The sequence below is a fragment of the Bradyrhizobium elkanii WSM2783 genome, assembly GCF_000472865.1.
Classification (GTDB): Bacteria; Pseudomonadota; Alphaproteobacteria; order Rhizobiales; family Xanthobacteraceae; genus Bradyrhizobium; species Bradyrhizobium elkanii_A.
The window spans coordinates 107,538-132,235 of the sequence record NZ_AXAP01000005.1; the positions used below are offsets into that span (position 1 = coordinate 107,538).

General features: G+C 64.5%; 25 protein-coding genes. 7 read left to right on the top strand and 18 right to left on the bottom strand.

Annotation, left to right across the window (positions count from 1 at the left end):
• The first annotated feature begins 28 nt into the window (after positions 1 to 28).
• Positions 29 to 292: a hypothetical protein gene (locus YY7_RS0107215; RefSeq protein WP_028162652.1), complete on the top strand. Its 264-nt coding sequence runs from the start codon at positions 29 to 31 to the stop codon at positions 290 to 292.
• 62 nt (positions 293 to 354) lie between these two features.
• Here YY7_RS0107215 and YY7_RS0107220 read toward each other — a convergent pair whose 3' ends face one another.
• Positions 355 to 2,082 carry a methanol/ethanol family PQQ-dependent dehydrogenase gene (locus YY7_RS0107220; protein ID WP_028162653.1) on the bottom strand — a complete coding sequence of 576 codons (1,728 nt, stop codon included), beginning with the start codon at positions 2,080 to 2,082 and terminating at the stop codon, positions 355 to 357.
• Between the two features lie 94 nt (positions 2,083 to 2,176).
• Positions 2,177 to 2,752 (bottom strand): ubiquinol-cytochrome c reductase iron-sulfur subunit, encoded by a 576-nt coding sequence (locus YY7_RS50945; protein WP_051396587.1) that lies wholly within the window; start codon positions 2,750 to 2,752, stop codon positions 2,177 to 2,179.
• A 953-nt stretch (positions 2,753 to 3,705) separates the two neighbouring features.
• Here YY7_RS50945 and YY7_RS64990 point away from each other — a divergent pair.
• Together YY7_RS64990 and YY7_RS0107235 are read left to right on the top strand one after the other, a co-directional pair.
• Positions 3,706 to 4,107 carry a helix-turn-helix domain-containing protein gene (locus tag YY7_RS64990; RefSeq protein WP_028162654.1) on the top strand — a complete coding sequence of 134 codons (402 nt, stop codon included), beginning with the start codon at positions 3,706 to 3,708 and terminating at the stop codon, positions 4,105 to 4,107.
• A 163-nt stretch (positions 4,108 to 4,270) separates the two neighbouring features.
• On the top strand, positions 4,271 to 4,501 hold the full coding sequence (locus tag YY7_RS0107235; RefSeq protein ID WP_028162655.1) for a DUF2798 domain-containing protein: 231 nt from the start codon (positions 4,271 to 4,273) through the stop codon (positions 4,499 to 4,501).
• A gap of 163 nt (positions 4,502 to 4,664) precedes the next feature.
• Here the strand turns inward: YY7_RS0107235 and YY7_RS0107240 are convergent, their stop codons facing one another.
• The 16 genes from YY7_RS0107240 to YY7_RS0107315 form a co-directional block, all read right to left on the bottom strand.
• A complete protein-coding gene (locus YY7_RS0107240; RefSeq protein WP_028162656.1) occupies positions 4,665 to 6,905 on the bottom strand; it encodes a xanthine dehydrogenase family protein molybdopterin-binding subunit in 2,241 nt (746 codons plus the stop codon).
• Complete coding sequence (locus YY7_RS0107245; protein WP_028162657.1) at positions 6,902 to 7,366, bottom strand: (2Fe-2S)-binding protein; 465 nt, start codon at positions 7,364 to 7,366, stop codon at positions 6,902 to 6,904. Before YY7_RS0107245 ends, YY7_RS0107240 begins: the two co-directional genes overlap by 4 nt.
• A gap of 283 nt (positions 7,367 to 7,649) precedes the next feature.
• Complete coding sequence (locus tag YY7_RS0107250; RefSeq protein ID WP_028162658.1) at positions 7,650 to 7,949, bottom strand: hypothetical protein; 300 nt, start codon at positions 7,947 to 7,949, stop codon at positions 7,650 to 7,652.
• Complete coding sequence (minE, locus tag YY7_RS0107255; protein WP_028162659.1) at positions 7,946 to 8,230, bottom strand: cell division topological specificity factor MinE; 285 nt, start codon at positions 8,228 to 8,230, stop codon at positions 7,946 to 7,948. The genes YY7_RS0107250 and minE overlap by 4 nt, the downstream gene beginning before the upstream one ends.
• Positions 8,230 to 9,045, bottom strand: a complete 816-nt coding sequence (gene minD / locus YY7_RS0107260) for a septum site-determining protein MinD (protein ID WP_028162660.1) — start codon at positions 9,043 to 9,045, stop codon at positions 8,230 to 8,232. Before minD ends, minE begins: the two co-directional genes overlap by 1 nt.
• A gap of 21 nt (positions 9,046 to 9,066) precedes the next feature.
• Complete coding sequence (gene minC, locus YY7_RS0107265; protein WP_028162661.1) at positions 9,067 to 9,768, bottom strand: septum site-determining protein MinC; 702 nt, start codon at positions 9,766 to 9,768, stop codon at positions 9,067 to 9,069.
• A gap of 185 nt (positions 9,769 to 9,953) precedes the next feature.
• On the bottom strand, positions 9,954 to 10,820 hold the full coding sequence (locus tag YY7_RS0107270; RefSeq protein ID WP_028162662.1) for an aromatic ring-hydroxylating oxygenase subunit alpha: 867 nt from the start codon (positions 10,818 to 10,820) through the stop codon (positions 9,954 to 9,956).
• Positions 10,821 to 10,831: 11 nt separating this feature from the next.
• The gene (locus YY7_RS0107275) at positions 10,832 to 12,214 is read right to left on the bottom strand and encodes an amidohydrolase family protein (protein ID WP_028162663.1); all 1,383 of its coding nucleotides are present in this window, start codon (positions 12,212 to 12,214) and stop codon (positions 10,832 to 10,834) included.
• Entirely contained in the window at positions 12,211 to 13,770 is a 1,560-nt protein-coding gene (locus YY7_RS0107280) for a GMC family oxidoreductase (RefSeq protein ID WP_028162664.1), read from the bottom strand. Before YY7_RS0107280 ends, YY7_RS0107275 begins: the two co-directional genes overlap by 4 nt.
• 218 nt (positions 13,771 to 13,988) lie before the next feature.
• Positions 13,989 to 14,597: a thiamine pyrophosphate-dependent enzyme gene (locus YY7_RS0107285; RefSeq protein WP_028162665.1), complete on the bottom strand. Its 609-nt coding sequence runs from the start codon at positions 14,595 to 14,597 to the stop codon at positions 13,989 to 13,991.
• A complete protein-coding gene (locus tag YY7_RS0107290; protein WP_028162666.1) occupies positions 14,594 to 15,094 on the bottom strand; it encodes a thiamine pyrophosphate-binding protein in 501 nt (166 codons plus the stop codon). The genes YY7_RS0107285 and YY7_RS0107290 overlap by 4 nt, the downstream gene beginning before the upstream one ends.
• Before the next feature lie 92 nt (positions 15,095 to 15,186).
• Entirely contained in the window at positions 15,187 to 16,110 is a 924-nt protein-coding gene (locus tag YY7_RS0107295) for a LysR family transcriptional regulator (RefSeq protein WP_028162667.1), read from the bottom strand.
• Between the two features lie 3 nt (positions 16,111 to 16,113).
• Complete coding sequence (locus YY7_RS0107300; protein WP_028162668.1) at positions 16,114 to 17,916, bottom strand: adenine deaminase; 1,803 nt, start codon at positions 17,914 to 17,916, stop codon at positions 16,114 to 16,116.
• Between the two features lie 34 nt (positions 17,917 to 17,950).
• Complete coding sequence (locus tag YY7_RS0107305; RefSeq protein ID WP_028162669.1) at positions 17,951 to 18,583, bottom strand: glutathione S-transferase family protein; 633 nt, start codon at positions 18,581 to 18,583, stop codon at positions 17,951 to 17,953.
• Positions 18,580 to 19,305, bottom strand: coding sequence for a Rieske 2Fe-2S domain-containing protein (locus YY7_RS0107310; protein WP_028162670.1), 726 nt, complete (start codon positions 19,303 to 19,305; stop codon positions 18,580 to 18,582). Before YY7_RS0107310 ends, YY7_RS0107305 begins: the two co-directional genes overlap by 4 nt.
• 41 nt (positions 19,306 to 19,346) lie before the next feature.
• Positions 19,347 to 19,589 (bottom strand): hypothetical protein, encoded by a 243-nt coding sequence (locus YY7_RS0107315; RefSeq protein WP_035689493.1) that lies wholly within the window; start codon positions 19,587 to 19,589, stop codon positions 19,347 to 19,349.
• Positions 19,590 to 19,991: 402 nt separating this feature from the next.
• Between YY7_RS0107315 and YY7_RS0107320 the strand changes: the two genes are divergently transcribed.
• Genes YY7_RS0107320 through YY7_RS0107335 form a run of 4 tightly spaced genes read left to right on the top strand, consistent with a single transcriptional unit; the run spans position 19,992 to position 24,698 of the window.
• Positions 19,992 to 21,104 (top strand): BMP family ABC transporter substrate-binding protein, encoded by a 1,113-nt coding sequence (locus YY7_RS0107320; RefSeq protein ID WP_028162672.1) that lies wholly within the window; start codon positions 19,992 to 19,994, stop codon positions 21,102 to 21,104.
• A gap of 11 nt (positions 21,105 to 21,115) precedes the next feature.
• Entirely contained in the window at positions 21,116 to 22,705 is a 1,590-nt protein-coding gene (locus tag YY7_RS0107325; RefSeq protein ID WP_051396588.1) for an ABC transporter ATP-binding protein, read from the top strand.
• Positions 22,706 to 22,707: 2 nt separating this feature from the next.
• Entirely contained in the window at positions 22,708 to 23,760 is a 1,053-nt protein-coding gene (locus tag YY7_RS0107330; protein WP_028162674.1) for an ABC transporter permease, read from the top strand.
• Between the two features lie 2 nt (positions 23,761 to 23,762).
• Positions 23,763 to 24,698 carry an ABC transporter permease gene (locus YY7_RS0107335; protein ID WP_028162675.1) on the top strand — a complete coding sequence of 312 codons (936 nt, stop codon included), beginning with the start codon at positions 23,763 to 23,765 and terminating at the stop codon, positions 24,696 to 24,698.

Sequence of the window (24,698 nt, forward strand, 5' to 3'; positions counted from 1 at the left end):
TTCATCGGTCTGGAGAGGAGACAGATCGATGAAACACAATTTCCCGGCGCTCGCGGTGTCCCTACTGGCGGGCGCCTTTCTTTTGAATGCGCAAGCAGCGAACGCACAAGCGAACACGTCACCACCCGCGACTGCCACGCGGCCGGCGAAGACGCCCGCGGAGCAGAATTCCCTGCCGAACAACGCCCCACCGGCCACCACCAACCAGACCACAGGAGAAGCCAGCCGCGATCCGACGGTCAAGAAGATGAACGAGGACGAGAAGGCGAAGGTCGACAACAAAGGCAAGTAATCCCTAACGAAGAACGGCGGACCTTTCGGTCCGCCGCTTTGTCCCCCCGCTCCGCCGCGTCGCTATTTCTTGACCGCGAACACCCAGACGACGCCGCCCTGGGGAACGTTGTTCTCCACGCCGACATTCTGGGTGGCCAAGGCATCCTGGATACGCTGCGCGTCGACGCCCCAGCCCGACTGGATCGCGATATATTGCGTGCCGTCGACCTCATAGGACATCGGCATGCCCATGATGCCGGAATTGGTCTTCTGCTCCCACAGCAGCTCGCCACTCTTGGCATCGAAGGCCCGGAAGTTGCGATCGTTGGTGCCTCCGGCAAAGACCAGATCACCCGCTGTCGCGAGCACCGAACCGAACAGTTGCGATTTCGGGAAGGTGTGCGACCAGACCTTCTTGCCGGTCCCCGGATCCCAGGCCTGCAACTCGCCCATGTGAGTGGCGCCCGGGCGCACCGTCAGACCGATATCTTCCGGCTTGGTGCCGAGCCAGAGCTGGCCGGGAACCAGCGGCGTTTTCTCGCCGGAGAAGCCGCCGCAGAAATTCTCATTGGCGGGAACGTAGACGAGCTTGGTCTTCTGGCTATAGGCCGCCGACGGCCAATCCTTGCCGCCCCACAGCGACGGACAGAATTCGACCCGCTTGCCGAGCACCGGCTTGTGCTCGGGATCGACGATCGGCCTGCCGGTCTCCTTCTCGATGCCTTTCCAGACATTGGTGTACACGAACGGCCAGCCCGTCACATAGTTGATACGATCGGGCTTCGCTTCGAGAACCCAGAAGATCGCATCGCGCCCGGGGTGAATGAGCGCCTTGAACGGACGGCCTTCCCGTTCCACGTTGACCAGGATCGGCGCTTCGACCTCGTCCCAGTCCCAGGAATCGTTCTGGTGATACTGGAAGTGGGTCTTGATCTTGCCGGTGTCCGGATCGAGCGCGAGCACCGCGCTGGTGTAGAGGTTGTCGCCAGCATGCGCCGAGCCGGGCCATGGTGCGGCGTTGCCGACGCCCCAATAGATCGTCTTGGTGTCCTTGTCGTAATTGCCGGTCATCCAGGCCGATCCGCCGCCGGTCTTCCAGTCGTCGCCGCTCCACGTCTCGCTGCCGGGCTCGCCGGGGGCGGGAATAGTGAAGGTCCGCCACAGCTCCTTGCCGCTGTTGGCGTCATATGCGACGACATAACCACGGACGCCGAATTCGCCGCCGGAGCCGCCGACGATGACCTTGCCGTCGACGATCAGCGGCATCAGGGTCATGTACTGGCCCTTCTTGTAATCCTGCACCTTCGTATCCCAGACCACCTTGCCGGTCTTGGCATCGAGCGCGACCACATGGTCATCCGTCGTGGCAAGATAGAGCTTGTCCTGCCACAGGCCGACGCCGCGGCTGGTCGGATGCAACTGGAACAGATCTTCCGGAAGCTGCCGCTTGTATCGCCAATATTCGTCGCCGGTCTTGGCGTTGAGCGCGATCACCTGCCCCATCGGGGTTGCAACGAACATCACGCCGTTGTTGACGATCGGCGGCGCCTCGTGGCCTTCGATCACGCCGGTGGAGAAAGTCCATACCGGCGTCAGGCTCTTGACGTTCGAGGTGTTGATCTGCTCGAGCGGGCTATAGCCCTGCCCGTCATAGGTCCGCCGATACAGCATCCAGTTGCTCGGCTCGGGATTTTCGAGACGCGCCGAGGTCACCGGGCTGTAATTCTCGATCGGGCCAGCCACCGCGGCGGTTGAGACAAGGCACGCGAACGCCGCTGCACTCGTAAGAAGCCATTGTTTCCTGCTCATTAGATGCTACCTCCCTGCTCTGTTTTTCATTTACGACCTTTCGCAACTTTTAGTTGCATAAATCCAATTCGATCGCGTTGCCTGATCCTTTGCCTCAAACACCTACCTTTCCTACGAACGCCGCAGACACTGTGAGCGAACCGTCAGTAAGAGCCAACGGAAGCGCCGCCAGACGACGGGTTGCCGGCCCGAACACGACGTCCGCGCTGTGCCGCGGGTCATATTCGGAATTGTGGCAAAAACACTTGAGGACCTTCTGGTCGCTTTCGGCCGCCTTCACCCAACCGGTGGTCGGACATCCGGCATGCGCGCAGATCACTGAATAGGCGACGATGCCGTCGGCCGAACGCGCGCGCGTGTCATCATCGAGTTCATCGGGATTTAGCCTGATGACGAGCACTTCATTCAAACGCGAACCTTTGCGGACCACCGAGGTGGCGGGATCCTTCGGCCAGGCGCGCACCGGAGGGCCGCCTAGCTTGAGGTCGTCGGACTTGATGACTTGGCCGGCGCGGTCGCCTTCGGAGATAACGAGGAGATCGCCCTTCTTCGGCCGATCGCTGCTGCCGGGCTGATCCTCTTGCGCCGGAACAGGCGAGGCGGCCGCAACGCAGGCGCCGGTGGCAAGAACCTTCAGAAGCGAACGACGTGTCTGGTCTGGATGGTGCATCTCGAGTTCCATCTTGAGTTGAGGTGTAACACCGAGCTTGAATTCAGACCCGGTGCAAATGAGCGCCGGAACTCTGCCGAAAACAAGGCAATCAATGACTCCGTTGCAGCGAGTGGTTTTTTCTCTTGCCGTTCGTTGTCGACAGCAGTCGCGATGCTCAAGCCCTCATCACATCACGCGCGAGCAGCAATGCAATGATGATTTTTCGTATCAGGTTGGACGCTCCTGAATTTGTGCGGCGCGCCAAGGAACGTGTGCGATGCGGATGCAGGTGCACGGCGCCAACTGTAATAGCCCGCTAACACATCGAGCTCGCGAGAAACGCGCGCGCGAATGATGGGTTTCGCTTCGCTCTACCCATCCTACGATGTCGTCCCTGCGGAAGCAGGCACCCATAACAACCACAGGGAGGTGTTGCGGCGCCAACGAGCAGTTGCAGCGGAGCACATCACAAGCGCCTGCGGTTATGGGTCCCGGGTCCCGGCTACGCCTAGGAGCTTCGCCGCGGCGCGCAAGCCCGGGACGACGGCGGAAAGGTCTGATTTCAAATTTCAAACAGCGGAGGGGATGTGAGCTCGCGTTCTCGCGGCGCTTTGCGCCCGAGGCTTGCTTCACTTTCCACCCTCTTCGATATCAGAGGGCGCAGGGAAAGCCGGGTGCTGGTTGCACCCATGGGTCCCGTGCAACAAAAAGCACGGGGGTAGGACCACAGGTTCAACCGAAGCATTCCGGCTTTCCCTGCGCGATGGTTTTACGGTTTCCTTCGCGCTCTCCCCGGTGACCGGGCTTTCTTGCCACCGTCGCCTCTCGCGCGAACTTCTTCGCGCAAAAAGCTTAGCGCCATCACGTCCACCGCATCTCACCGCAACGTTCGTGACGATCGCGAGCCGCCCCTCATCCGCCGGTGAGACGCGCGGAGTTAAATCACTGATTTGCCCGACGGCGGAAGCAGAATGTTTTTTGCGCGGGGGCTGGACAGACTTTTGACTGATTTGCCCGTCGAGTCGTCGTGTCGCACCCAAGCACGCAAGATATCCTTGCACGCGAAGCGAAGCAGACTATCGCGGCGGCGTGAGGGTGCGACGTACCAGCAGCTCTTGGATGAGATCCGCTATACGATGGCTCGCGAACTTCTCGGACTGACGGAGCTATCAGTCGGCGAAGTTGCGGAGGCATTGTCCTATTCTGAGCAATCCGACAAGGGATTCCGCCGCTGGAGCGGCATATCCCCTAACGAGTGGCGCGTGGCCGCGCGGTCCGGGTCCGAAGCGATCGATGAGCCGGCTACCGGTCAATTTCAGAAGCGAGCAATCGATTCAAGGAGCGCCCGTAAGCACCGCGGAACAGTCGCCTGATCGCTTGTCGGCCCCGAGTATTGTCTCCAAACCGGGCCTACCGGGTCGCTCTTTTGTGCGGCTAGTGTCCGAGATTAGGTCGAACCGTTAGGTCAAAAGAAGAACCACGGAACTCGGGCATGTCTTTTGCTTCTCGACAGGAAGCCATCCTGCCGAGGTCAGTATGTTAGGAATTCCACGTCGATACAGCCATTTCGTATATGGAACCATACAATCGGGTTTGACGTGCGCCATCGCGGCGGCGATCGCCAGCTATCCACTCGCGCATTCAGGAGACGTCGTGATGTGGTGGCTGCAATCATGGATGTTCTCCTGGTTCGTCATGTTGCCAGTCGTGCTATTCGCAGCGCCAGTCATCCGGCGACTGGCACTTGCTGTGACAAAGGAGGATTAGGGCGGGCGATGACGGGTTTGCCTCCGGACGATCTGATCGCCGAACTCAGCAAGTCACGATCGATGTCGGCCACTGCAATTTTGGCTCCCATTCAGACACCCTGACTCGGCTCTTCGGGAGAGGGCGGCTGATTCTGGCGAGAACGGATCGGCGAATGCACGATCTAAGCAAAATCAATGTGCTTGTTCAGCGGCAACTCGCGGATGCGCTTGCCGGTGGCGGCGAAGATGGCGTTGGCGAGTGCGGGAGCGGCGGGCGGAACCGGAGGCTCGCCGATGCCGCGGATCGGGCTGCCGTTGTCGACGGCGCGCACTTCGATCGCCGGCGCCTGATTGAGGCGCAAGCCTTGATAGGCGTCGAAGTTCGTCTGCTCGGCGACGCCGTCCTTGAAGGTCAGTTCGCAATTGACAGCGTGGCCCAATCCCCAGATCACGGCGCCCTGAACCTGGTTCTCGAAATTGGTCGGGTCCAGCACCTTGCCGACATCGGCGGCGACGAACACCTTGTCGATCCGGATGCCGCGCGGCGTGTTCGAGACTTCCACGACCTCGGCCACCGGCACGCCGAATGACAGCGTGAACGCGATGCCGCGGCCGCGATCCTTGCCTGTAGCGCTGCCCCATTTCGACATCTCGCCCACGGCTTCAAGCACTCTGCGCGACGGCTCGTGCCAGCACAGCCGGATCAACTCCTTGAGCGGATCAGCGCCCGCCGCGTGGATCAACTCATCGAGGAAGCAGTTGTGCAGGAAGCCGTTTGCCGACGCGCCGACCGAGCGCCAGGAGCTTACCGGCACCAGCTCCGGCACGCGATAGCCGGTGACGCGATAATGCGGAATCCGGAACGGCTGGTCCCAGGCGCCCGCCACGATCGCGATATCCGGCCCGAAGGTCGGCATGTGCAGCCGGCCGATCTGAGAGGCTGTCACCGACGGGCAGGCGACCTTCAGATCATAGGCCTCGACCTTGCCATCCCTGACCGCGCCGCGCATGCGCGCCATGCCGAGCGGGCGCGGGAAGTCGTGGGTCATGTCCTCTTCGCGCCTCCAGGTCATCTTGATCGGAGATCCCGGATGCGCCTTTGCGAGCTCGACCGCCTGGCGGACATAGTCGTCCTCGAGGCGCCGGCCAAAGCTGCCGCCTGACATCAGCGAATGCAGGTGGACGTTCTCCGCCTTAAGCCCGCTGACTTCGGCCGCCGCCGCCACCAAGAACAGCGGCATCTGCGTGGCCGTCCAGATATCGAGCCGTCCGTCCTTGAGCTGGACCACGGCGTTCATCGGCTCGAGCGGCGCATGCGCGAGATATGGCACCTTGTATTCGGCCGCGATCACGCCATCGCCCTGCAGCGTCGTCTCGACATCGCCCTCATCCTTGAGCCGGCTATCCTGGCGCTCGCCTGTGAAGGACGCCGCGACCGTCTCGAACATCGCTGCGCTGGATGGAGGATAGGGCGGCGGGGCCCAATCGCATTTGATCAATTCCGCCGCCTGGAAGGCACGCCAGGTGTTGTCGGCGATCACGCCGACGCCGCCGCTGATCGGCACGACCGCAATGACACCCCTCGCCTTCTCCGCCGCGCTCGCGTCATATCCCTTGATGCCGCCGCCGATGGAAGGATTGGCGCGAACCGTCGCATAGACCATGCCGGGCATGCTGATATCGATGCCGAACGTGGCTGTGCCGGTCGACTTCGCGACGATGTCGATGCGCTGCATCGGCTTGCCGAGATAGCGCCACTCCGACTCCGGCTTCAGCCGGACCTTGCGCGGCGGTTCGATCTTGGCGGCTTCCGCTGCCAGCGACGCGTAGCTCAGCGCCTCGCCGCGCGGCGTGATCACGCTGCCGTCCCTGGTCTTCAACTGATGCTTTGGAATTCCAGTCTGCATCGCTGCCGCCTGCAACAGGACTTCGCGAGCGGCCGCGCCGGCAATGCGCATCTTCTCGTAGGCATCGGCAACCGACGACGATCCGCCGGTGATCTGCAGCCCCAGGAACTTGCTCACCGCGTCGCCCACGACGCGCGCCGAGCGCGCCTTGATGCTGCCGTCGGTTGCCGGAACGGGAAGGCCCTCGGCGGCGGCGATGCCGTTATAGTACGCGCTGCTCGGCGGTCCGAAATCGATCCTGATGTCGTTCCAGGCGATATCGAGCTCCTCGGCGACCAAAGCCGCAAGCACTGACGCGACACCCTGTCCGAGATCGGCGCGCGGCGTGATGATGGTGACGCCGGCCTGGTCGATGCGCACGTAAGGCGTCAGCGCCGCCTGCCCGTCGCCAAGCTCCTTCAGCAGCGGATTGATCGGCTCGCGCTTATAGGCATAGACGCCGAACGCGACGCCGCCTGCGATCACAGCAGTACCGATCAGGAAGGTGCGCCGCGCGATGGTGCCGGCCCTGCTCATGTCGGGCGGCCTTTGAGTTCACGCGCTGCGGTCTTGATCGCGGCGCGGATGCGCGGATAAGTACCGCAGCGGCACAGATTGCCGGACATCGCCTCATCGATATCGTCGTCGCTCGGATTGCCGTTCGCGCTGAGCAGCGCGGCGGCCGACATGATCTGGCCGGATTGGCAGTAGCCGCATTGCGCGACCTGATGCTCGACCCACGCCTTTTGGACCGCATGCAGCGCCGCCGGTGTGCCCAATCCTTCGATCGTGATGACGTCGGCTTTGACGTCGCCGACCGGCAGTGAGCAGGAACGCACCGGCTCACCACCGACATGCACTGTGCAGGCCCCGCACATCGCAATGCCGCAGCCATATTTGGGACCGGTGACGCCAAGCACGTCGCGCAAGACCCACAGCAGGGGCATCTCGTCTTCGACGTCAACCTCATGCGTCCTGCCGTTGACGATGAGCTGCATGCGACCTCCGGAACCCGTGCGATGACGATCCTCGATCGCATGCGCATTTGCTCTGCCGCTCTGGTCAGAGCAACAGCAGCCTATGCCAAAGCCCTGGCTCTGTCATAGCGGTTCGGGGGCAGTTCACACACGCGTGTGCGCGTTGCGCGGCATCACGCCGCACGCAATCGTAGCCGGGGTGGAGCGAACGCGTAACCCGGGGACCGCCGGCAAACGAGGATACAGGCGTCCCGGGTTGCGCTTCGCTTCACCCGGGCTACGAAAGTATCAGGCTACGGAAGCGTCAGGCGCGGCGGCGCTGCGGCGTGGTGCCGTTGGCGTCCCAGTGGCTCCAGCTCACGCTGGCGAGGCTTCGCCCGTCGGTGGCCAGCGGCCGCTTGGTTCGCCGCTCGTAATCGCCGATGCAGCGCTCCGCTTCCGTGATCTTCCGCTTCAGCTCGCTGATCGCTTGCTCGGTTTTTCGGTTGAAGGTCGGGATAGCGGCCCCCCCGAACCGGGCGATTTCCAATTCCTTGAGCGCAGCGCGGTGCTTCCTGACCTGCGCCCGTTGCCAGGCAATGTGGCTATCGCTGTCCGCCGTCATGTTGCAGCCACCAGCTTGGATCGTTGCGCGGCATTGGGCACTTCGATGTCAACCTCGAGCATCGAGACAAATTTGCCCCGATCCAGCTTGACCACGACCTTCTCCGGATCGAGATCCACATGCTTGGAAACCACGGCGAGGATTTCGGACCGCAGCAGCTCCAACAGTTCGGGCGCGCCGCTGCCACCGACCCCGCGTTCATGCGCGAGCAGGATCTGCAGCCGTTCCCGCGCGACCGGCGCGGAGCCGGAGCGGCCGCTCATAAGCCGCAGGAGATTCATCATGCCGCCCTCCGTCGTAATAGCCTGTTCATCAGTCCCTTGCGTTCAACCGGCACCGTCATGGGCACCGTCTCGCCCATCAGGCGGCGTACAGCGTCCATATAGGCTCGGGACGGCGCGCTGTTCGTGTTGTTCAGCGTGACCGGACAACCGACATTGGATGCGCGCAGCACGTCCTGGCTTTCGGGGATGATGCCGAGCAGCGGCGTCGCAAGGATCTCCAGGATATCGTCGATCGAGAGCATCTCGCCGCGCGAGGCGCGCGAGGCGTCGTACCGGGTGACCAGGAGGTGCTTCTCGACCCGCTCGCCCCGCTCTGCTTTGGCGGTCTTCGAATCCAGCATGCCGATGATGCGATCGGAGTCGCGCACCGATGACACTTCGGGATTGGTGACGATGACCGCCTCGTCCGCATAGCGCATCGCCAGCGTCGCGCCGCGTTCGATACCCGCCGGGCTGTCGCACAGGATCCAGTCGAACTTGGTCCTGAGCTCGTTGATGACCCGCCGCACGCCCTCATCCGTGAGCGCGTCCTTGTCGCGGGTTTGCGACGCCGGAATCAGCCACAGATTCTCCAGGCGCTTGTCGCGGATCAGCGCCTGCGAGAGCTTGGCGACGCCCTGCACCACGTTGATGAGGTCGAACACGACCCGCCGTTCCGCGCCCATCACCAGGTCGAGGTTGCGCAAGCCGACATCGAAGTCGATCACGACAACGCTTTGTCCGGCTTGCGCAAGAGCCGCACCGAGCGCAGCCGTGGACGTCGTCTTGCCGACGCCTCCCTTCCCAGACGTCACGACCAAAACCTTGGCCATTTTCTCTCCTCCTTTGGTCGATCAATTCAGCGCTGTGATTTTGAGGGAATCGTCTTCGAGCCATGCCTGGGCCGGCCGGCTGCGCAGGCTTTCGCCGATGTCCTCTGCGGTCTGGTAGTAGCCATCGATGGCCAGTAGTTCGGCTTCGATCCTCTGGCAGAAGATCCGTGCCGATGAATTGCCGTTGATGCCGGCCATCGCCCGGCCGCGCAGCGTTCCATAGACATGAATGGAACCGCCGGCGACGATTTCGGCGCCCGAGCCGACCGAGCCCAACACGGTGACATCGCCATCCGTGAACACGATCGACTGGCCGGAACGCACCGGCTGGTCGAGCAGCAGCGATGTCTGTTTCGGCTTCGCCGGCTTGGCTTGCGGCTTTGGCGGCTCAGACTGCGGGAGCCCGCAGGGCCGGCCGCCCGTGAGCAGCGGCGGCAGGCTGCTCGTGAGATGGTCGGGGCTGACGCCCTCGATGCCGAGCACGCGGATGTTGCGCTGCTCGAGGTTGGCGACGAGATGCTGGATCGCGCTCTGGCTGAGGTCCAGCGCCGAGAGGTCGAGCACCACCGGCTTGCCGACGAAGAATCCGGGTGAACGGGCGAGCGTCGCGTCGATTTCCCCGAGCCAGTTCATGATCGGGACCACGGGGGTAAACACGAACGCAACGTAGGATCGGCCCCGCATGCGGACCAGTTGACGGTTTGACTGCACAGGTGCGTCCATCGCGGCCGACTCAGCTCCTTTTCGAATGGTTAATGATCGGTAGCCATGGTTAATCATCCGTTAACGGCCCTGTCATTCCACGGAATAAAGGCATAAAAGGCCTGTCCCGGTGGACCGGAGGGCAACAGCATGACGAGGCGGCCGGCGAATCAGTGCCGTAGCCCGCCTATAGAGATCTCAGGAGATCATGGCGATCCGGCGATGATGCCGAAGCGCAGGCCCTTTTCCTTGAGCCAGCGGCGATAGGCGACGGAGGAGCCGTCGGCCCGGGTCGGGATTTCCGCGCGCGGCTCGAGCGGCAGCCGCAGGGGACGCTGGTTCTCGACGACGATGCGGTCCTGCGAAAAGATCACCTGCTCGAACTTCAGCATGTCGTTGTAGGCCGACTGCGCATCGACCAGGAACATCACCGGCTGGGCGCGGCACAGTTCCTCCTCGATCGGCTGGATGAACAGCGCGATCGCATCGAGCCGCGAGGGGGCCGAGGGGCAAACCCGGTAGAGCATCACCGTGAACGGCGACGGCACGCGGTAGGTGAGCTGCACGAAATCGCCTGATGATTCCGTCACTGCGATTCGCGGCTGGAAGAAGCGGCAATTGCTCGCCCAGACCTCGTCGACGTCGCGGCGGATTTCGCTCTCATAGCTCGGCACCTCCGTGTGCGGCACGGCGCCGAGGATGTCGTGATGGACGTAAGGGAAATGCGCCATGTCGAGGAAATTCTCGATCACCCGCGGCGCGGAGGTGCGCATCTTGACCCAGCCGCAAATCACGAAGCGGCGGTCCTCCTCCGCGGCCTCAGCGATGTCAAAGATCTCGCGCCGCGGCTGGCCGAGCGTGGTCCAGAGGCAGCCATAGCGCTCGCGGGTCGGCAGCGGCGCGGCCGGTGTGCCCGCGACGACTTCCCGTACGCGCGGGGCGCCATCGGCGTCGCAGTCGATGATCAGATCCTGGCCGAGCAAGCGCGTGAGGCGCGGCGTTGCCGTCACCTCGGACAATGTCTCGATCGCGTACCATTCGTTCAGCGCGACGGGATCGGTGGTCTTGGCCATCGCCTCCCCCGTCAGACCGCGCCGGTCCACTGCACCGAGCCGTGGACGTGCTCGGCAAGCCAGGCGGCGCGGCGCGCGAACAATCCCGGCGCCACCTCGTGAACGTGATCGATCAGCGCGCGCAGATCGGCTGTCTTCAACCGGCCGTCCTCGACGACGATCCGGCCGTCGACCATTGTCAGCGTAACATCGCCGCCGCGCACGGCGTGCACCAGATTGTGCTGCAGGTTGAAATAGGGTCCCTCGCCGAACAGTGGCGTCATCCGCGGCGTGTCGGTGCGCACCGCGATCAGGTCGGCCTTCTTGCCGATCTCCAGCGAGCCGATCTCATGGTCGAGGCCGATGGCGCGGGCGCCCATGATCGTGCCCATCCGCAGCGCGGTCCACGAATCCAGCGCCGCGGCATTGAGCGACTTCAGCTTGCCGAGCAGCGAGGCCGCCTTCATCTCCTCGAACATGTCGAGATTGTTGTTCTCCTTCTCGCCGTCGGTGCCGAGGCCGACGGCGAGGCCAGCCTGCAGCATCGCCTCGACCGGCGCAATGCCGCTGGCGAGCTTCATGTTGCTGACGGGATTATGCGCGACCGAAACGCCGCGGCGGGCGAGCAGCGCGATCTCGGCATCGTCGAGCCAGACCGCATGCGCGATCATCGCTCGCGGCGTCTCGAACAAGCCGAGATCGTCGAGCACGAACATCGGCCGCTTGCCGTAGCGCTTCTCGAACTCGGCGACCTCGATTCCAGCCTCGCTGCAATGGGTGTGGAAACCAGTGCGGTGGCGTTTCGCCATCTCGACCGCGCGGCGTTGCGCGGCTTCGTCGGCATAGAAGAGGTGCTCGAGCCCGACCCAGACGGAGATGCGACCGTTCTCCTTGCCGTGCCAGCTCTCGATCATCCGTTCGTTGTCGTCGAGCGTGTCGAAATAATTGTAGTCCGGATGCTCGCCGACATAGGGCACCGCGACGAGGCGGTTGCCGATGGCGCTGGCCGCGCGTGCGCTGCCATCCATGAAGCGCCACATGTCGACCGTCGTGGTGGTGCCGGAGAGCACGCTCTCGGCGTAGCAGAGATAGGACGCGGCCTCCGCCTCGTGCGGCCGGAGCACGCGATGCATCGGATTGATGTGCAGGCGCAACCAGTCCCACACCGGCAGGTGCTCGGCGGTGCCGCGCAGGAAGCCGGAATGCATGTGGCAGTTCACCAGCCCCGGCATCACCAGGCAGTTCTTGAGGTAAGTGACCTCGGCCGCCGGCTCGGCGGCGCACAGTGCGGCGCTCTTGCCGACCGCGGCAATGCGGCCGCCGCGCACCAGCACCGCGCCGTCGGCGATAACACGGTTGGCTTCGTCCATGGTGAGAACGAAGTCGGCAGCGATGATCTGGTCCTTTGCGTTCATGCCGCCTGCTCTGCAGGTTTCATGCCGGTGATCAAATCGGCGGCGCGCTCGCCGATCATCACCACGGGCGCATGGGTATTGCAGGACGGGATGATCGGGATCACCGAGGCATCCGCGATGCGCAGCCCCTCGACGCCGCGCACCCGCAACTCCGGGTCGACCACGGCGCGCTCGCCTACGCCCATCGCGCAGGTGCCGCAGGTGTGAAAGAAGGTCGAGCAGCTCATGCGGATGAATTCGATCTTCTCGCTACGCGACAACATGCGGTCGGGCGCGGCCGGCGCCGCGATGAGATCGGCGAAGGCCTTGGTAGCGGAGAGTTCCACGATGGTGTCGAGGCCGGCGATCAGCGCTTCGAGGTCGGCGGGCTCGGCGAGGAAGTTCGGCTGCAGCTCGATCGCCGCACCGGGCTCGGCGCTGTTGAGCCGCATGCGGCCAATGCTGGCGGAGCCCATCAAGCCCGGCGACATCGCGAAGATATCTCCTGAGAGATCGTAAGCCGCGGCAACCTCATCGTTGGCGTGACGGCCCTGCACGACGAAGGCGTGGAGATCGGGTGCGGTGCACGCAGCGGCGCTCTTCCAGTTCATCATGCCGCCGCCGCCATTGTCGCGGACCGGCCCGAGCGGCGCCTTGGCACGAAAGTTCATGCCCATCAACAGCGGATGGTCCTGCAGATTCTCGCCGACGCCTGCGAGGTCGGCGATGACTGATACGCCGAGCCGCGCCAATTCCTCGGCAGGCCCGATGCCGCTCGTCAGGAGCAGCCGCGGCGTGTCGATCGCACCGAGCGCCAGGATGATCTCGGAGTCCGCGCGCGTCTCAACGATGGCGCCGTCGATGATCGCGCGCACCGCGCGGGCGCGGCGGCCCTCGAACGAAAGACCGATCGCGAGCGCGTTGGTGCGGATGGTGAGATTGTTCCGCTCCGTCATCGGGTGGAGATAACCGCGCGCCGCGCTCCAGCGCTTGCCGTAGCTAGCGTTGAGATTGGGAAGGCTGGCGCCCTCGTTGGTCGCACCGTTCGGATCGTCGATCACGGGGATGCCGAGTTCGGCGGCGCCCGCGAGCATGGCGAGCGCGATCGGATGCGGATCGCGCGGCCGCTCGATGCGCAAAGGACCGCCGGCGCCGCGATAGTCGGAGGCGCCGCCCTCCCAATCCTCAGCTCGCTGGAAGTAAGGCAGCACGGAACGGAAATTCCAACCGGTCGCGCCCGCCGCCTCCCAGGCGTCGTAATCGGCGGGATGGCCGCGGTACCACAGCATCGCGTTGAGGCTCGACGATCCCCCGAGCACGCGGCCGCGCGGAATCGCGATGCTGCGATCGTTCAACTCGCGCTGCGGCGCGTAGCGATAACCCCAATCGTAGGGACCACCGAGCAGCGCAGTCCAGTTCGCGGCATCCGCGATCGCGGCGATGCCGATATCCGACGGGCCGGCTTCGAGCAGCAGCACGCTCGCATCGCTGCGCTCAGCCAGCCGCCGCGCCACCACCGCGCCGCCGGATCCGCCGCCGACCACGATGTAACCATAGGCGGGGAGGAGCGCGGTCATCGCGCAACACTGGTTGGTAAGACAGTCTGGCCGCGCACTCGCCTCACCTCTCCCCTTGTGGGAGAGGTCGGATCGCATCGCAAGATGCGATCCGGGTGAGGGGTCTCGCTCTCTCGTGGGACCTGATCGCCCTCACCCGGCGCTACGCGCCGACCTCTCCCCGATGGGGAGAGGTGCAGAAGCCACGCGGCTGCAGATCGATCCAATCTCACCATCCGCTAATTATGCTCGCTCGGGCCCATGATGACGATGTTCTCGGTGCGCTCGACGTGGCGGACGAAGATGTATTTGTCCTCGCGCCCGTCGCTGTGCTTGCGCTTGATGTCGGGCTGCACCGTGCCGGACACTTTTGCCACGACCAGATATGGCTCCTGCGCCGCCAGCCCGTCCGCGCAATGGCCGTCGAATTCCTCGACCGTGCGCGTGGTATAGGCCCGCGTCACGCCCGCGCCGCGCGCGATCGCGGCTATGTCGACGCGCCCGCTTGCCGTATGCGTCGGCGGGCCGCCGATCGACTGGTAGCATTCATTGTCCCAGACCACGATGAACAGATTCTTCGGCTGCTCGTTGGCGATGGTGGCGAGGATGCCGAGGTTGAACATCATGCCGCCGTCGGTATCGAGCGAGACGATGCGCCGATGCGGCAGGCCGGCGGCGAGCCCAAAGGCCTGCGCGCTGACGCAACCGAGCTGCTGCTGGAACAGGCTGGCATCGCGCATATGCGGAGCGGCGTTGTACCATTCGTCGACACTCGCACCGAGCGAGAGGATCACGAGTTCGTCGGAGAGCCGGCGCGCCAGCGCCTTCATGCAGTCGAACCGCTTCATCGCACCACGCTCCCGCCCAGCGCGACCGCCGAGTGATAATAGGCCGAATAGGACCAACTGAACGCATCGGTGATGGCGCGCTCGATCCGCTCCTCTTCCGTCACGATGCGATAGGGAATGCGCAGCGCGTTCAGCACCGGCTCCATGGTGATGCCGTGCGGGATCGCCCACCAATTGTTCTCGCCGAGCTCGCCGCGATAGCTCATCAGCATCACCACTGGGATGCCGGCCCCGAGCCCCATCCGCGCCAGCGGCTCGACCGAGGCGCGCAGGCCCGAATTCTCCATCACCAGCGCCGCGCGCTTGCCCGACAGGAACACGCCACCGCAAATCGCGGCGCCCTCGCCTTCATTGGTGACGCGAATGGTGCGGATATCCGGGTCGGCGTCGAGCGCCGGATAGAGCTCTTTGAATAGCGAGTCCGGCAGATAGCAAACGATGCTGACACCTGCTTTCTTCAAGCCGCGGATCACGGCGTCGACGGCGGATGGCTTCATGCAGATTCCCTTTTCGGGCAAAATCTCAGGCGCGAGATGTTCTGAATAGGCCCTGATTTCTCACCAGCCTGATGCGCCATGCGCAACATGTCTCAGCCGCCGGACAGGCCCTCGATCGCCCGCGTCAGCATGGTGGCGAGGCTCGAGGCCGCTTCCGACATGCCGGACTTGGCGCGCGACAGCAGCACCAGCTTTCGTGGCCGCAATTTGGGATCGCGCAGCGGCACGAACACCAGCGCCCCGCTCCTGATCTCGCGCTGAACGCCGATGCGCGTCTGCAACGCGACGCCGTTGCCGCGCATGGCAAGATCGGCCATGACCGTGATCGAGTTGGTCAGCGCGCGGCGCCCGAAATCGATCGATGAGCCGTTCAGCGCGTCCTCGATCGACGCCCCGAGCGAGAGGCTGGCATCCGACAGCACGACGCGCTCGCCCGCGAGATCGAACAGCCTGAGCTCGCTGCGGCCGGCGAGCCGGTGCCCGGGATGCATCAGCGCCCCCATATTCAGCACCGTGCCGGCGAGCCGCTGCGCGTTGCGCGGCGTCTTGATGTCGAAAGCGATGCCGATGTCGCATTCGCCGTCGGCCACCGCGTCGAACGCATGTTCCGATCCCATCACCTTGATGTCGACGGTGATCGCCGGATAGCTCTCCCAGAACGTCGACATCACGTCGAGCAACAACCCGCGCGCGATGCTCTCCACCACCGCCACCGTAACAGTGCCGCGACGAAGACCCTGGAGGTCGGTGATCTCGGTGTAGGCGCGCGTCATCTCGCCCTGGCTGGCGCGCGTGCGGTAGAGCAGGATTTCGCCGGCGCTGGTGAGTTTCAGCCGCTGGCGGATGCGCTCGAACAGCGGCGTCTGCAGTTCGTCCTCGAGCTGACCGATCACGCGACTGATCGAGGACGGCGCGACATTGAGCACGCGCGCGGCCTGCCGGATCGAGCCGAGCTGGGCGACGAGCTGGAAATAATGCAGGCGCGTCGAGATCAGGCCGAGCCGGTGTGGATCCATCTGCTACTCGAACAGCGGCGCGAGCCGCATTTCCGGCACCAGCACCAGCCCCTTGTCGGTGATGCGGATTTCGGGGATCACCGACAGCGGGATCAGGTTGAAGCCCATATAGGGAATGGTGCAGCCGGCTTCCTGCCATGCCACCTTGAGTTTCTGCACCTGTTCGGCGACCTCGGTCACCCGCTTGTCCGAGAGCAGGCCCGCGATCGGCAGCGGCACCATCGCCTTCACCTTGCCGTCGGCAACGACGCAGACGCCGCCTTGATGATCCCTGATCGCAGCAAGCGCGACCTGCATGTCATCTTCGTTGGTGCCGGCAATGATGACGTTGTGGCTGTCATGCCCCACACTCGATGCCACCGCGCCGTGCTTGAGACCGAAATCCTTGAGGAGACCGTGGGCAACATTGCCGGCCGATTTGCCGTGGCGTTCCACGACAGTGACGAAACAGAGGCCGTAGCGCTCGAACAGCGGCTGCCAGTCATTGGCGGGCTCGATCGTGATGCGGTCGTGGATCAGGGTGATGCCGGGCAGCGCGGTTCTGATAGCATTGACGGTGCAGACCTCGGTCGGCAGCACCGGCGTCAGCTTCACCTCGTCAGGCAATTTCACCGTCGAATAAGCGGCTTGCGGATAGCGGTAGCGCTTCGACAAAGCGGCATCGAGCAGTGGCGTGATCTTGCCGTTCTCGACCACGCATTCGCCGCCATACCAGGTGGCGCGCGGCTTGAGCGAGTCGTCGAGCAGCACCAGGTCGGCGCGCCGCCCGCCGCCGAGGCCGCCGATCTCGCCCTCGGCACCGAAGCGCGTGGCGCCGTGCAGCGACCCCATCGACCATGCCTGTTCCGGCGACATGCCGGCTTTGACGGCCTCGCGCACCACCCAGTCGAGACCGAATTGCAGGAGATCGTCGGCATCGCGATCGTCGGTGCAGACGGCGACGCGCTTATGCGACGCGCCGAGTTCGGTGATGGTGCGGATCGCCTGCGGCAGCGAATGCCACGGCGTGGTCGGCGGACCGCCGCGCAGGAAGATCCAGACGCCGGCTTCCAAGAGATCGTCGGCGATGTCGCGGTCGATCGCCTCGTGCGTGTCGGTGACACCGCTCGCGGCATAGGCCGCGACGAATTCACGGCCATAGACATGGCCCGACACCGGCCGTCCGCGCTTGAGCGCCGCGGCAAGGATCGCGTGGCTGCGCTCGTCGCCGAGCGTCACGGGGACGAAATCCATCTTCTCGCCGAGCGCCACCGCCTCTGGCCAGCGGTCGAACAGGCCGGCGATCTTCTCCGCGGTGAGATCGCCGCCGGCGGTCTCGAGTTCCGGCGAGGTGGCGGGCACCGTGCTCGGCACGGTCAGGAAGATCGAGAGCGGTGCCTCGCGCGCATCCTCCAGCATCGCCTCGACGCCGGCGACGTCCATCACATTGCCGATCTCATGGCTGTCGCAGAAGATCGTCGTGGTGCCGTTGAGCAGGGCCGCTTCGGCATAGGCGCAGGCCGTCACCATCGAGGATTCGATATGGATGTGCGGATCGACCAGCCCTGGCGCGATGATGCAGCCAGCAACGTCCTTGATCGCGGCGTCGCCCCCGGCAGCCTTGTGCGCGCCGGCCGGCTTCACCGCGGCGATCCGCCCGCCTGCAATCCAGATCTCCCTGTTGTCGATGATCCGCTCCGAATAAGTCGAGAGCACGCGCGCGCCCGTGATGACGAGATCGGGCGCCGCCCGTCCCGACGCGACGTCGGCGAGACGGCGGGTCATGGTGTGGAGCGGCTGGACGGAGAAGCGGGTGAGCCTTGTCATGGCGGCCTCTTACGTTGCGGGTGCGTGATCGGCCTCAATAATAGTCGGGAATGCCCGGCATGGTAACGAACCCCGGGGTAGTCCGCACGCGGCGCATCCAGCGCCGCAGCGCCGGATAGGCCTCATGTTCGACGCCGAAATCGCGGCTCAGCGCGATTGCCGGGAACAGCGCGAGATCGGCGAGCGATGGATTGTCGCCGACGAACCAGGCGGCGCGATCGAATTCGCGTGCCGTCATGTGATCCTCCATCAGGCGGAAGGCGCTCCGCGCGGCAAAGCCTAAGGCCACCTCGTCACCGGGCTCGTCGAACATCGCCAGCCGTCGTGCGAGAAAGGCGGCATGGAGATCGCGGCTGGCAAATTGCAGCCACATCGCGACCAGGCCGCGCGCCTTCGGTTCGGCGGGCAGCCACGCGTTACCGTTGTCATGGGCGCGGGCGAGATAGGTCATGATCGCTTCCGCTTCGCTCAGCACGAAATCGCTGTTCGTGAGGATCGGCAGGCTGCCGCGCGGATTGAGTGCCATCAGCGCAGGCGCGAGATGTTCACGACCCGGCACCATGTTGACCGGGACCTTGCGGTAGGACAATCCGAGCACGGACAGGAACAGCCGCACCTTGTAGCAATTTTCGTCGAGCTCGAAGTCGTAGAGAGAAATCTCGCTCACGGCGCCACCCCGTGATGCACTTCGCCGGTGGGCCGCGCCGCTCCTTCGATCTCACGTCGCAAGGCTTCACCCCAGGCGGAGACGCGCTTCTGGCTATCGCCGGAATGGACGTCCGGCGGTCCGGCAATGACGATGTGAAGTGCGGCTTCCACATCGGATAGCGGCTGCACCGCGACCAGAATTTCGTCGCCGCCGCGCTTCAGCGAGACCAGCGCATCGGTGCGCGACCGCTGCGTCGCGCCGCCGGCATTCTTGAGCGATGGGCATTCGGCGAGAACGAGCGCGTCGAACACCTTGGCTGCCGAAGCATCGACATAGAGGCTGCGCACCGGTGTCACCGGCGCGCGCTCGGCAAACCCGATGTCCTGCGGCGCACCGCTGTCGAGCTCGTTATAGGCCCAGACAATGCCGAGCCGTTCGATCGACGGATAGGTTGCAACCCGGATCGTGCTGGGGACGGCAAGATCGGGATGCGCCGGAATATAGCGGCATTGCGCCGCCGTATCGTACTGCCAGCCGTGATAGAGGCAGACAATATGATTGTCCCGCACAAAACCGAAACTCAAGCGCATGCCCCGATGCGGGCAGCGATCTTCCCAGACATGCGAAGCGCCCGCGCTGTCGCGCCAGACCACAAGCTCGCGGCCGAACAGCCGCGCGCCGGTGGACGTGCCACGCTCCAGCCCCTCCGCCAGCGCGACCGGATACCAGCCTGTTTCCATCAGCCCATCTCCATCACCAAGCTCCAAACGGGGTGCAAGACTTACGCCGAGGCATTTTTCCGCCAGACATCCCGCACCAGGCAGTCGATCGGCCCGAGGCTGCACGCCATCTCGAACGCATCGACCAGCGCCGGCTGTCCTGAAACCGCCACCTCGATGCAATCAGGCGTCGCCGTCTCCACCACCGCGTCGAGCTGCAACCGCTGCGCGCGGTGGTTGACGAACTCGACGAAGCTGTCGACGCGAAACTGCCCAGCGAAGACGATAACGGTGGCTCCCTGCATGCGCTCACATCCCTGTGGTTCGATTTATTCGAGCGTGCCGCGATCAGGGCAAGCGGAAAGATTGCCCATGCATATCCTTTGAGCAGAGAAGCAGCGATCTGCTTGTTTTTTAAGGCATCGTTGCCGAACGATGTTGCGCTAGCGCGATCACCGCAATCGAAAAAAAGCGCCTATGCGAAACAGCCCACGACAGACACGCTGACTATGCGCAAGCGTGCGGGATGGGCCGGTGATGCCGCCGATGCGCGTGCTGCGGCATGGACCTTGCTACGGAAATCTTTCGGTAACAGAGCGCCGACACGCTGTGTCGACGATCGGCATTGCCCGGAGTTTCCGGCTGGTCTTGGCCACGGCAACGATCCGCAAGAGTACACGGGCTCCAACACGAGGCTTAGCTCAACCATGTCAGACCTCCGCCATCTGTCCCGCCGGCGCTTCCTGAACCTCGGCGCCGCCGCCGGCTCCTCGCTCCTGCTGCCGCCGGGCCTGATCCGCTCCGCGCATGCCGCGGCACCGCTGCCGGCGATCGCCGAGAAGGACGCCGTGATCGCCTTCGGCCACACCGGTCCCGTCACCGATGAAGGCTGGACCTGGAGTCACGACCAGGGGATGAAGGCGGTGAAGGCTGCGTTCCCGCAAGTGAAGACCGTGTTCGTGGAGAGCATCCCCTACTCCGCCGATGCGACGCGCACTTACCGGCAGTTCGTCTCCGAGAATGCCTGCATGGTGTTCGCGACTTCGAACTATGGCGACTTCCTCTACGACGTGGCGAAGCGCTCGCCGAAGGTCGCGTTCTACGAATGCGACGGCCGCAACCCGCTCGACAATCTCAGCACCTATTATGTCGCGCACTGGTACCCGACCTATGTCACCGGCGTTGCCGCCGGCCTGATGAGCAAGAGCGGCAAGCTCGGCTATGTCGCATCCTTCCCAGTGCCTTCGGTGTTCTCCGGCACCAACGCGTTCCTGATGGGCGCGCGCTCGGTCAATCCGAACGCGACCATGCAGGTCATCACCATCAATTCCTGGTTCGATCCGCAGGCCGCGACGCAGGCCGGCACGGCGCTGCTCGACAATGGCTGCGACCTCCTGTTCGGCATCATGGACGAGGCCGGCTATCTGCAGGTCGCCGAGAAGCGCGGCGCCAAGGCGGTGATGTGGAACACCGACATCCGCCGCTACGGGCCGAAGGCCTACATCAGCTCGATCGTCATCGACTTCAAGCAATACTATGTCGGCGAGGTGAAGAAGCGGCTCGAAGGCACCTGGACGCCCTCCAGCACCATCCTGCCGATGGGCGCCGGCGTCGACCGCGACGCCTGGGGCGAGAGCGTGCCGGAGGATATGCGCAAGCAGGCCGACGCGGTGCGCGAAAAGATCCTCGGCGGCTGGTCGCCTTTCGTCGGCGAGATCAAGGACGCCAAGGGCAATGTGAAAGTCGCCAGTGGCAAGCGCATGAGCGAGACCGAGCTCTACAACTGGGATTGGCCGATCGCCGGCATCTCCGGGCTCTGAAGCTGACCGTGATGGCGATGCCCGGTGTCACCGAACGTCCTCCCGGCACGCCGCCACTCGTACAGCTCCGGGGCATCGCCAAGTATTTTCCCGGCGTCGTTGCCAATCAGGACGTGGACCTCGAAGTATGGCCCGGCGAGATCCACGCACTGCTGGGTGAGAACGGCGCCGGGAAATCCACCTTGATGAATGTCCTGACCGGCATCTACCAGCCCGATGCCGGGGAGATCGTCATCGACGGCTACCTGAAAAGCTTTGCCTCGCCGGTTGAGGCGATCGCGGCCGGGATCGGCATGGTGCATCAGCATTTCAAATTGGTGCGCGCCTTCACCGTCGCCGAGAACATCCACCTCGGCTGGTCGGAAACGCCGCGCAGGATCAGCGCGCAGGAACTGGAAGCGCGCACCGCGCAGCTCTCGGCCTCGCTCAATCTCGCGGTCCGCCCGGGCGCGCGGATCGACGAACTCTCGACCGGCGAGCAGCAGCGGGTCGAGATCTTGCGCGTGCTCGCGCGCAAAGCGCGTGTGCTGATCCTGGACGAGCCGACCGCTGTGCTGACGCCGTCGGAAGCGCGCGAATTGTTCAAGGCGCTGAAGGAATTCGTCGCGCGCGGCAACGCCGTGATCTTCATCAGCCACAAGCTGGACGAGGTGCTGGAGATTTCCGACCGCATCACCGTGCTGCGCGGCGGCCGCAAGGTGGCGACCGAACCGACCGGCGCCTGCAGCGAAAAGATGCTGGCGAAATTGATGGTTGGGCACGAGATCGTGCTCGACGATTTACGCGCACGGGGACCGAACGCAGTCGCCAAAGCCAACGAGCCGGTCGTCAGCTTGCGCGAGGTAACGGCACGGGACAGCACCGGCCATGTCGTACTGAACAAGGTTTCGCTTGATATCGCGGGCGGGGAGATCCTCGGTATCGCAGGAGTGGCCGGCAATGGGCAGAAAGAGTTGAGCGAACTCCTGACCGGAATGCGCGCGGCCAGCTCCGGACAGATCACGCTCGGCGGACGCGATGTCTCCACCGCTGATGCTGCTGACTTCTCCGATTTCGGCGTCGGACATATCCCGGAAGACCGGCTGCGCAGCGGACTGGCACCCGCGCTCAGCGTCACCGACAACGCGGTGATCCGGGAATATGACCGCGCGCCGGTCTCGCTCGGACCGTGGTACCGGCCGCGCGCGGCAGCGGCGCTGGCGCGCAAGATAGCGGAAGCCGCTGCCGTGATGGTGCCGAACTATTCGATGCCGATCCGCAACCTCTCCGGCGGCAATCAGCAGCGTTTCGTGGCGCGGCGCGAGATGCGGATCGCGACCAAGCTTCTCGTCGCCGCCTATCCGAGCCGCGGCCTCGACGTCGGCGCAATCAACACCATGATGCGCTATTTCGTCGAGCTGCGCGATGCCGGCGTCGGCATCGTCGTGATCTCGGAAGAGCTCGAGGAACTGCTCAACCTCTCCGACCGCATTGCGGTGATGTTCCACGGCGAGATCATGGGCATTGTCGATAGCGCAGGCGCCGATATCGAACAGATCGGCCTGATGATGGGCGGCCAGCGCGCGGCCATACCGGTGCGCGCGGCTGCGATGGTGCATTGACGATGGCAATCCGTTTGCAACGCCTGCCATCGGCCTCGCCTGCCATCGCGCTTGCGGCGCGTGCGATTGCGATCCTGCTGGCGCTCGTCACCGCCGGCCTCCTGCTCGCGGCCAGCGGCGCGCAGCCGCTCAAGCTGGCGCAGCAGGTGTTGAAATCGACCTTCGGCTCCGGTTTCGGCCTTGAGGACGTCGGCCTGCTGGTGACGCCGCTGATCCTCACCGGGCTTTCTGTTGCGGTCGCGCTTCGTATCGGCGCCTGGAATATCGGCGCGGAGGGACAGTTCTATGCCGGCGCCTTTGCCGCGACCGGCGTGGCGCTGTTCATCCCCGGTCCCACCATCGTGATGCTGCCGCTGATGTTCGTCGCCGGCGCGCTCGGCGGGCTGCTCTGGATTTTGATCCCGACGCTTGCGCGCGCCTATGCCGATGTCAGCGAGCTGATCACGACGCTGCTGCTCAACTTCGTCGCCACGCTGCTGGTCTACTATGTCGCGACCGGCCCTTGGCTCGATCCCGGCGGGCATGCGCTCGGGACCACCGCGCGGCTGAAGCACGACATCCCCGAATTCATCGGCATGGTGCATTGGGGCTTTCCGATCGCGATCCTCTTGGCCGTGATCACGGCCGCCGCCTTCAGCTTCACGCGTTGGGGCTATGAGGTACGGATCGCGGGCTCGAACCCGCAGGCCGCCAAATATGCCGGCATGCCGTTCCGTCGCCATTTGATCGTGGTGATGCTGCTCTCCGGCGCGATCGCAGGCATCGCCGGCATGCTCGAGGTCGCCGGCACCGTGCATCGCCTGCAGGGCGGCATCTCAAACAATTTCGGCTATCTCGGCATCATGGTCGCGGTGCTGGCACGCGGCTCCTGCATCGGCGTTATCGCCGGTGCGGCGCTGATGGCCGTGATCCTCAATTCCGGCATTATCCTGCAGACCCAGGGCATTAACACCTCAACTGTACTCGCCATCACCGGGCTCATCCTGTTCTTCACCGCTGTCGGCGACGAACTCGCGCATTTCCGCATCGTCAGCAGCAAACCGGCGGAGGCCTGAAGATGGATCTGATCGCGGGCATCCTGCACACCTCTCTGCTCGCCGGCGGGGTGCTGGCGCTGGCCGCGCTCGGCGAGGTGCTGGCCGAGCGTGTCGGCGTGGTCAATCTCGGTGTCGAAGGATTGATGGCGCTCGGCGCGATATCGGGGATTGCCGCCGTCGTCACGACCAGGAGTCCAACCGCCGGTTTCGCGCTGGCGCTCGCGGTTGGGTTTATGGTCGGCATGGTGTTTGCCGCGATCACGGTCTATCTGCGCGCCAACCAGGTGCTGTGCGGCCTCGCATTGACCTTGATGGGCACGGGCTTTGCCGCGACCGTCGGCAAGGCCTATTCCGGAATCCCGGCGCCGGCGACGTTCACCGGCGTCGAGATCCCCTATCTCAGCTCGATCCCGCTGATCGGCCAGGTGCTGTTCACGCAGAATGTGCTGGTCTACCTGATCTACATCATCCTGCCGGTGATGCTGCACTTTCTGATGTTCCGCACGCGCCACGGCCTCAACTTGCGCGCCGTCGGCGAGAACCCGGCAGCGGCCGATGCGGCAGGGATCGCCGTGCAACGGATCCGCTTCTGGTATGTGACCGCGGGCGCGGCGCTCGCTGCCGGCGCCGGCGCCTATCTCACGCTCGCCTTCGTGCCGTCCTGGTCGGAAGGCGTCGTCGCCGGGCGCGGCTGGATCGCGGTGGCGCTCGTGATCTTTGCCGGCTACCGCCCGCTGAATGCGGTGCTGGCGGCGCTGCTGTTCGGTGTCATCACCTCGCTCGGCTTCGTAGGGCAGGCGCGCAACTGGCCGATCGCCGCGCCCGTGCTCTCGATGCTGCCCTATCTCGGCACCATCGCCTTCATCGTCGTTCCCGTGGTCGCCTGGCATCGCATGCGCCAGGCGATGGCCGCACCCGCCGCGCTCGGCATTCCCTATTATCGTGACCTGCGGTGA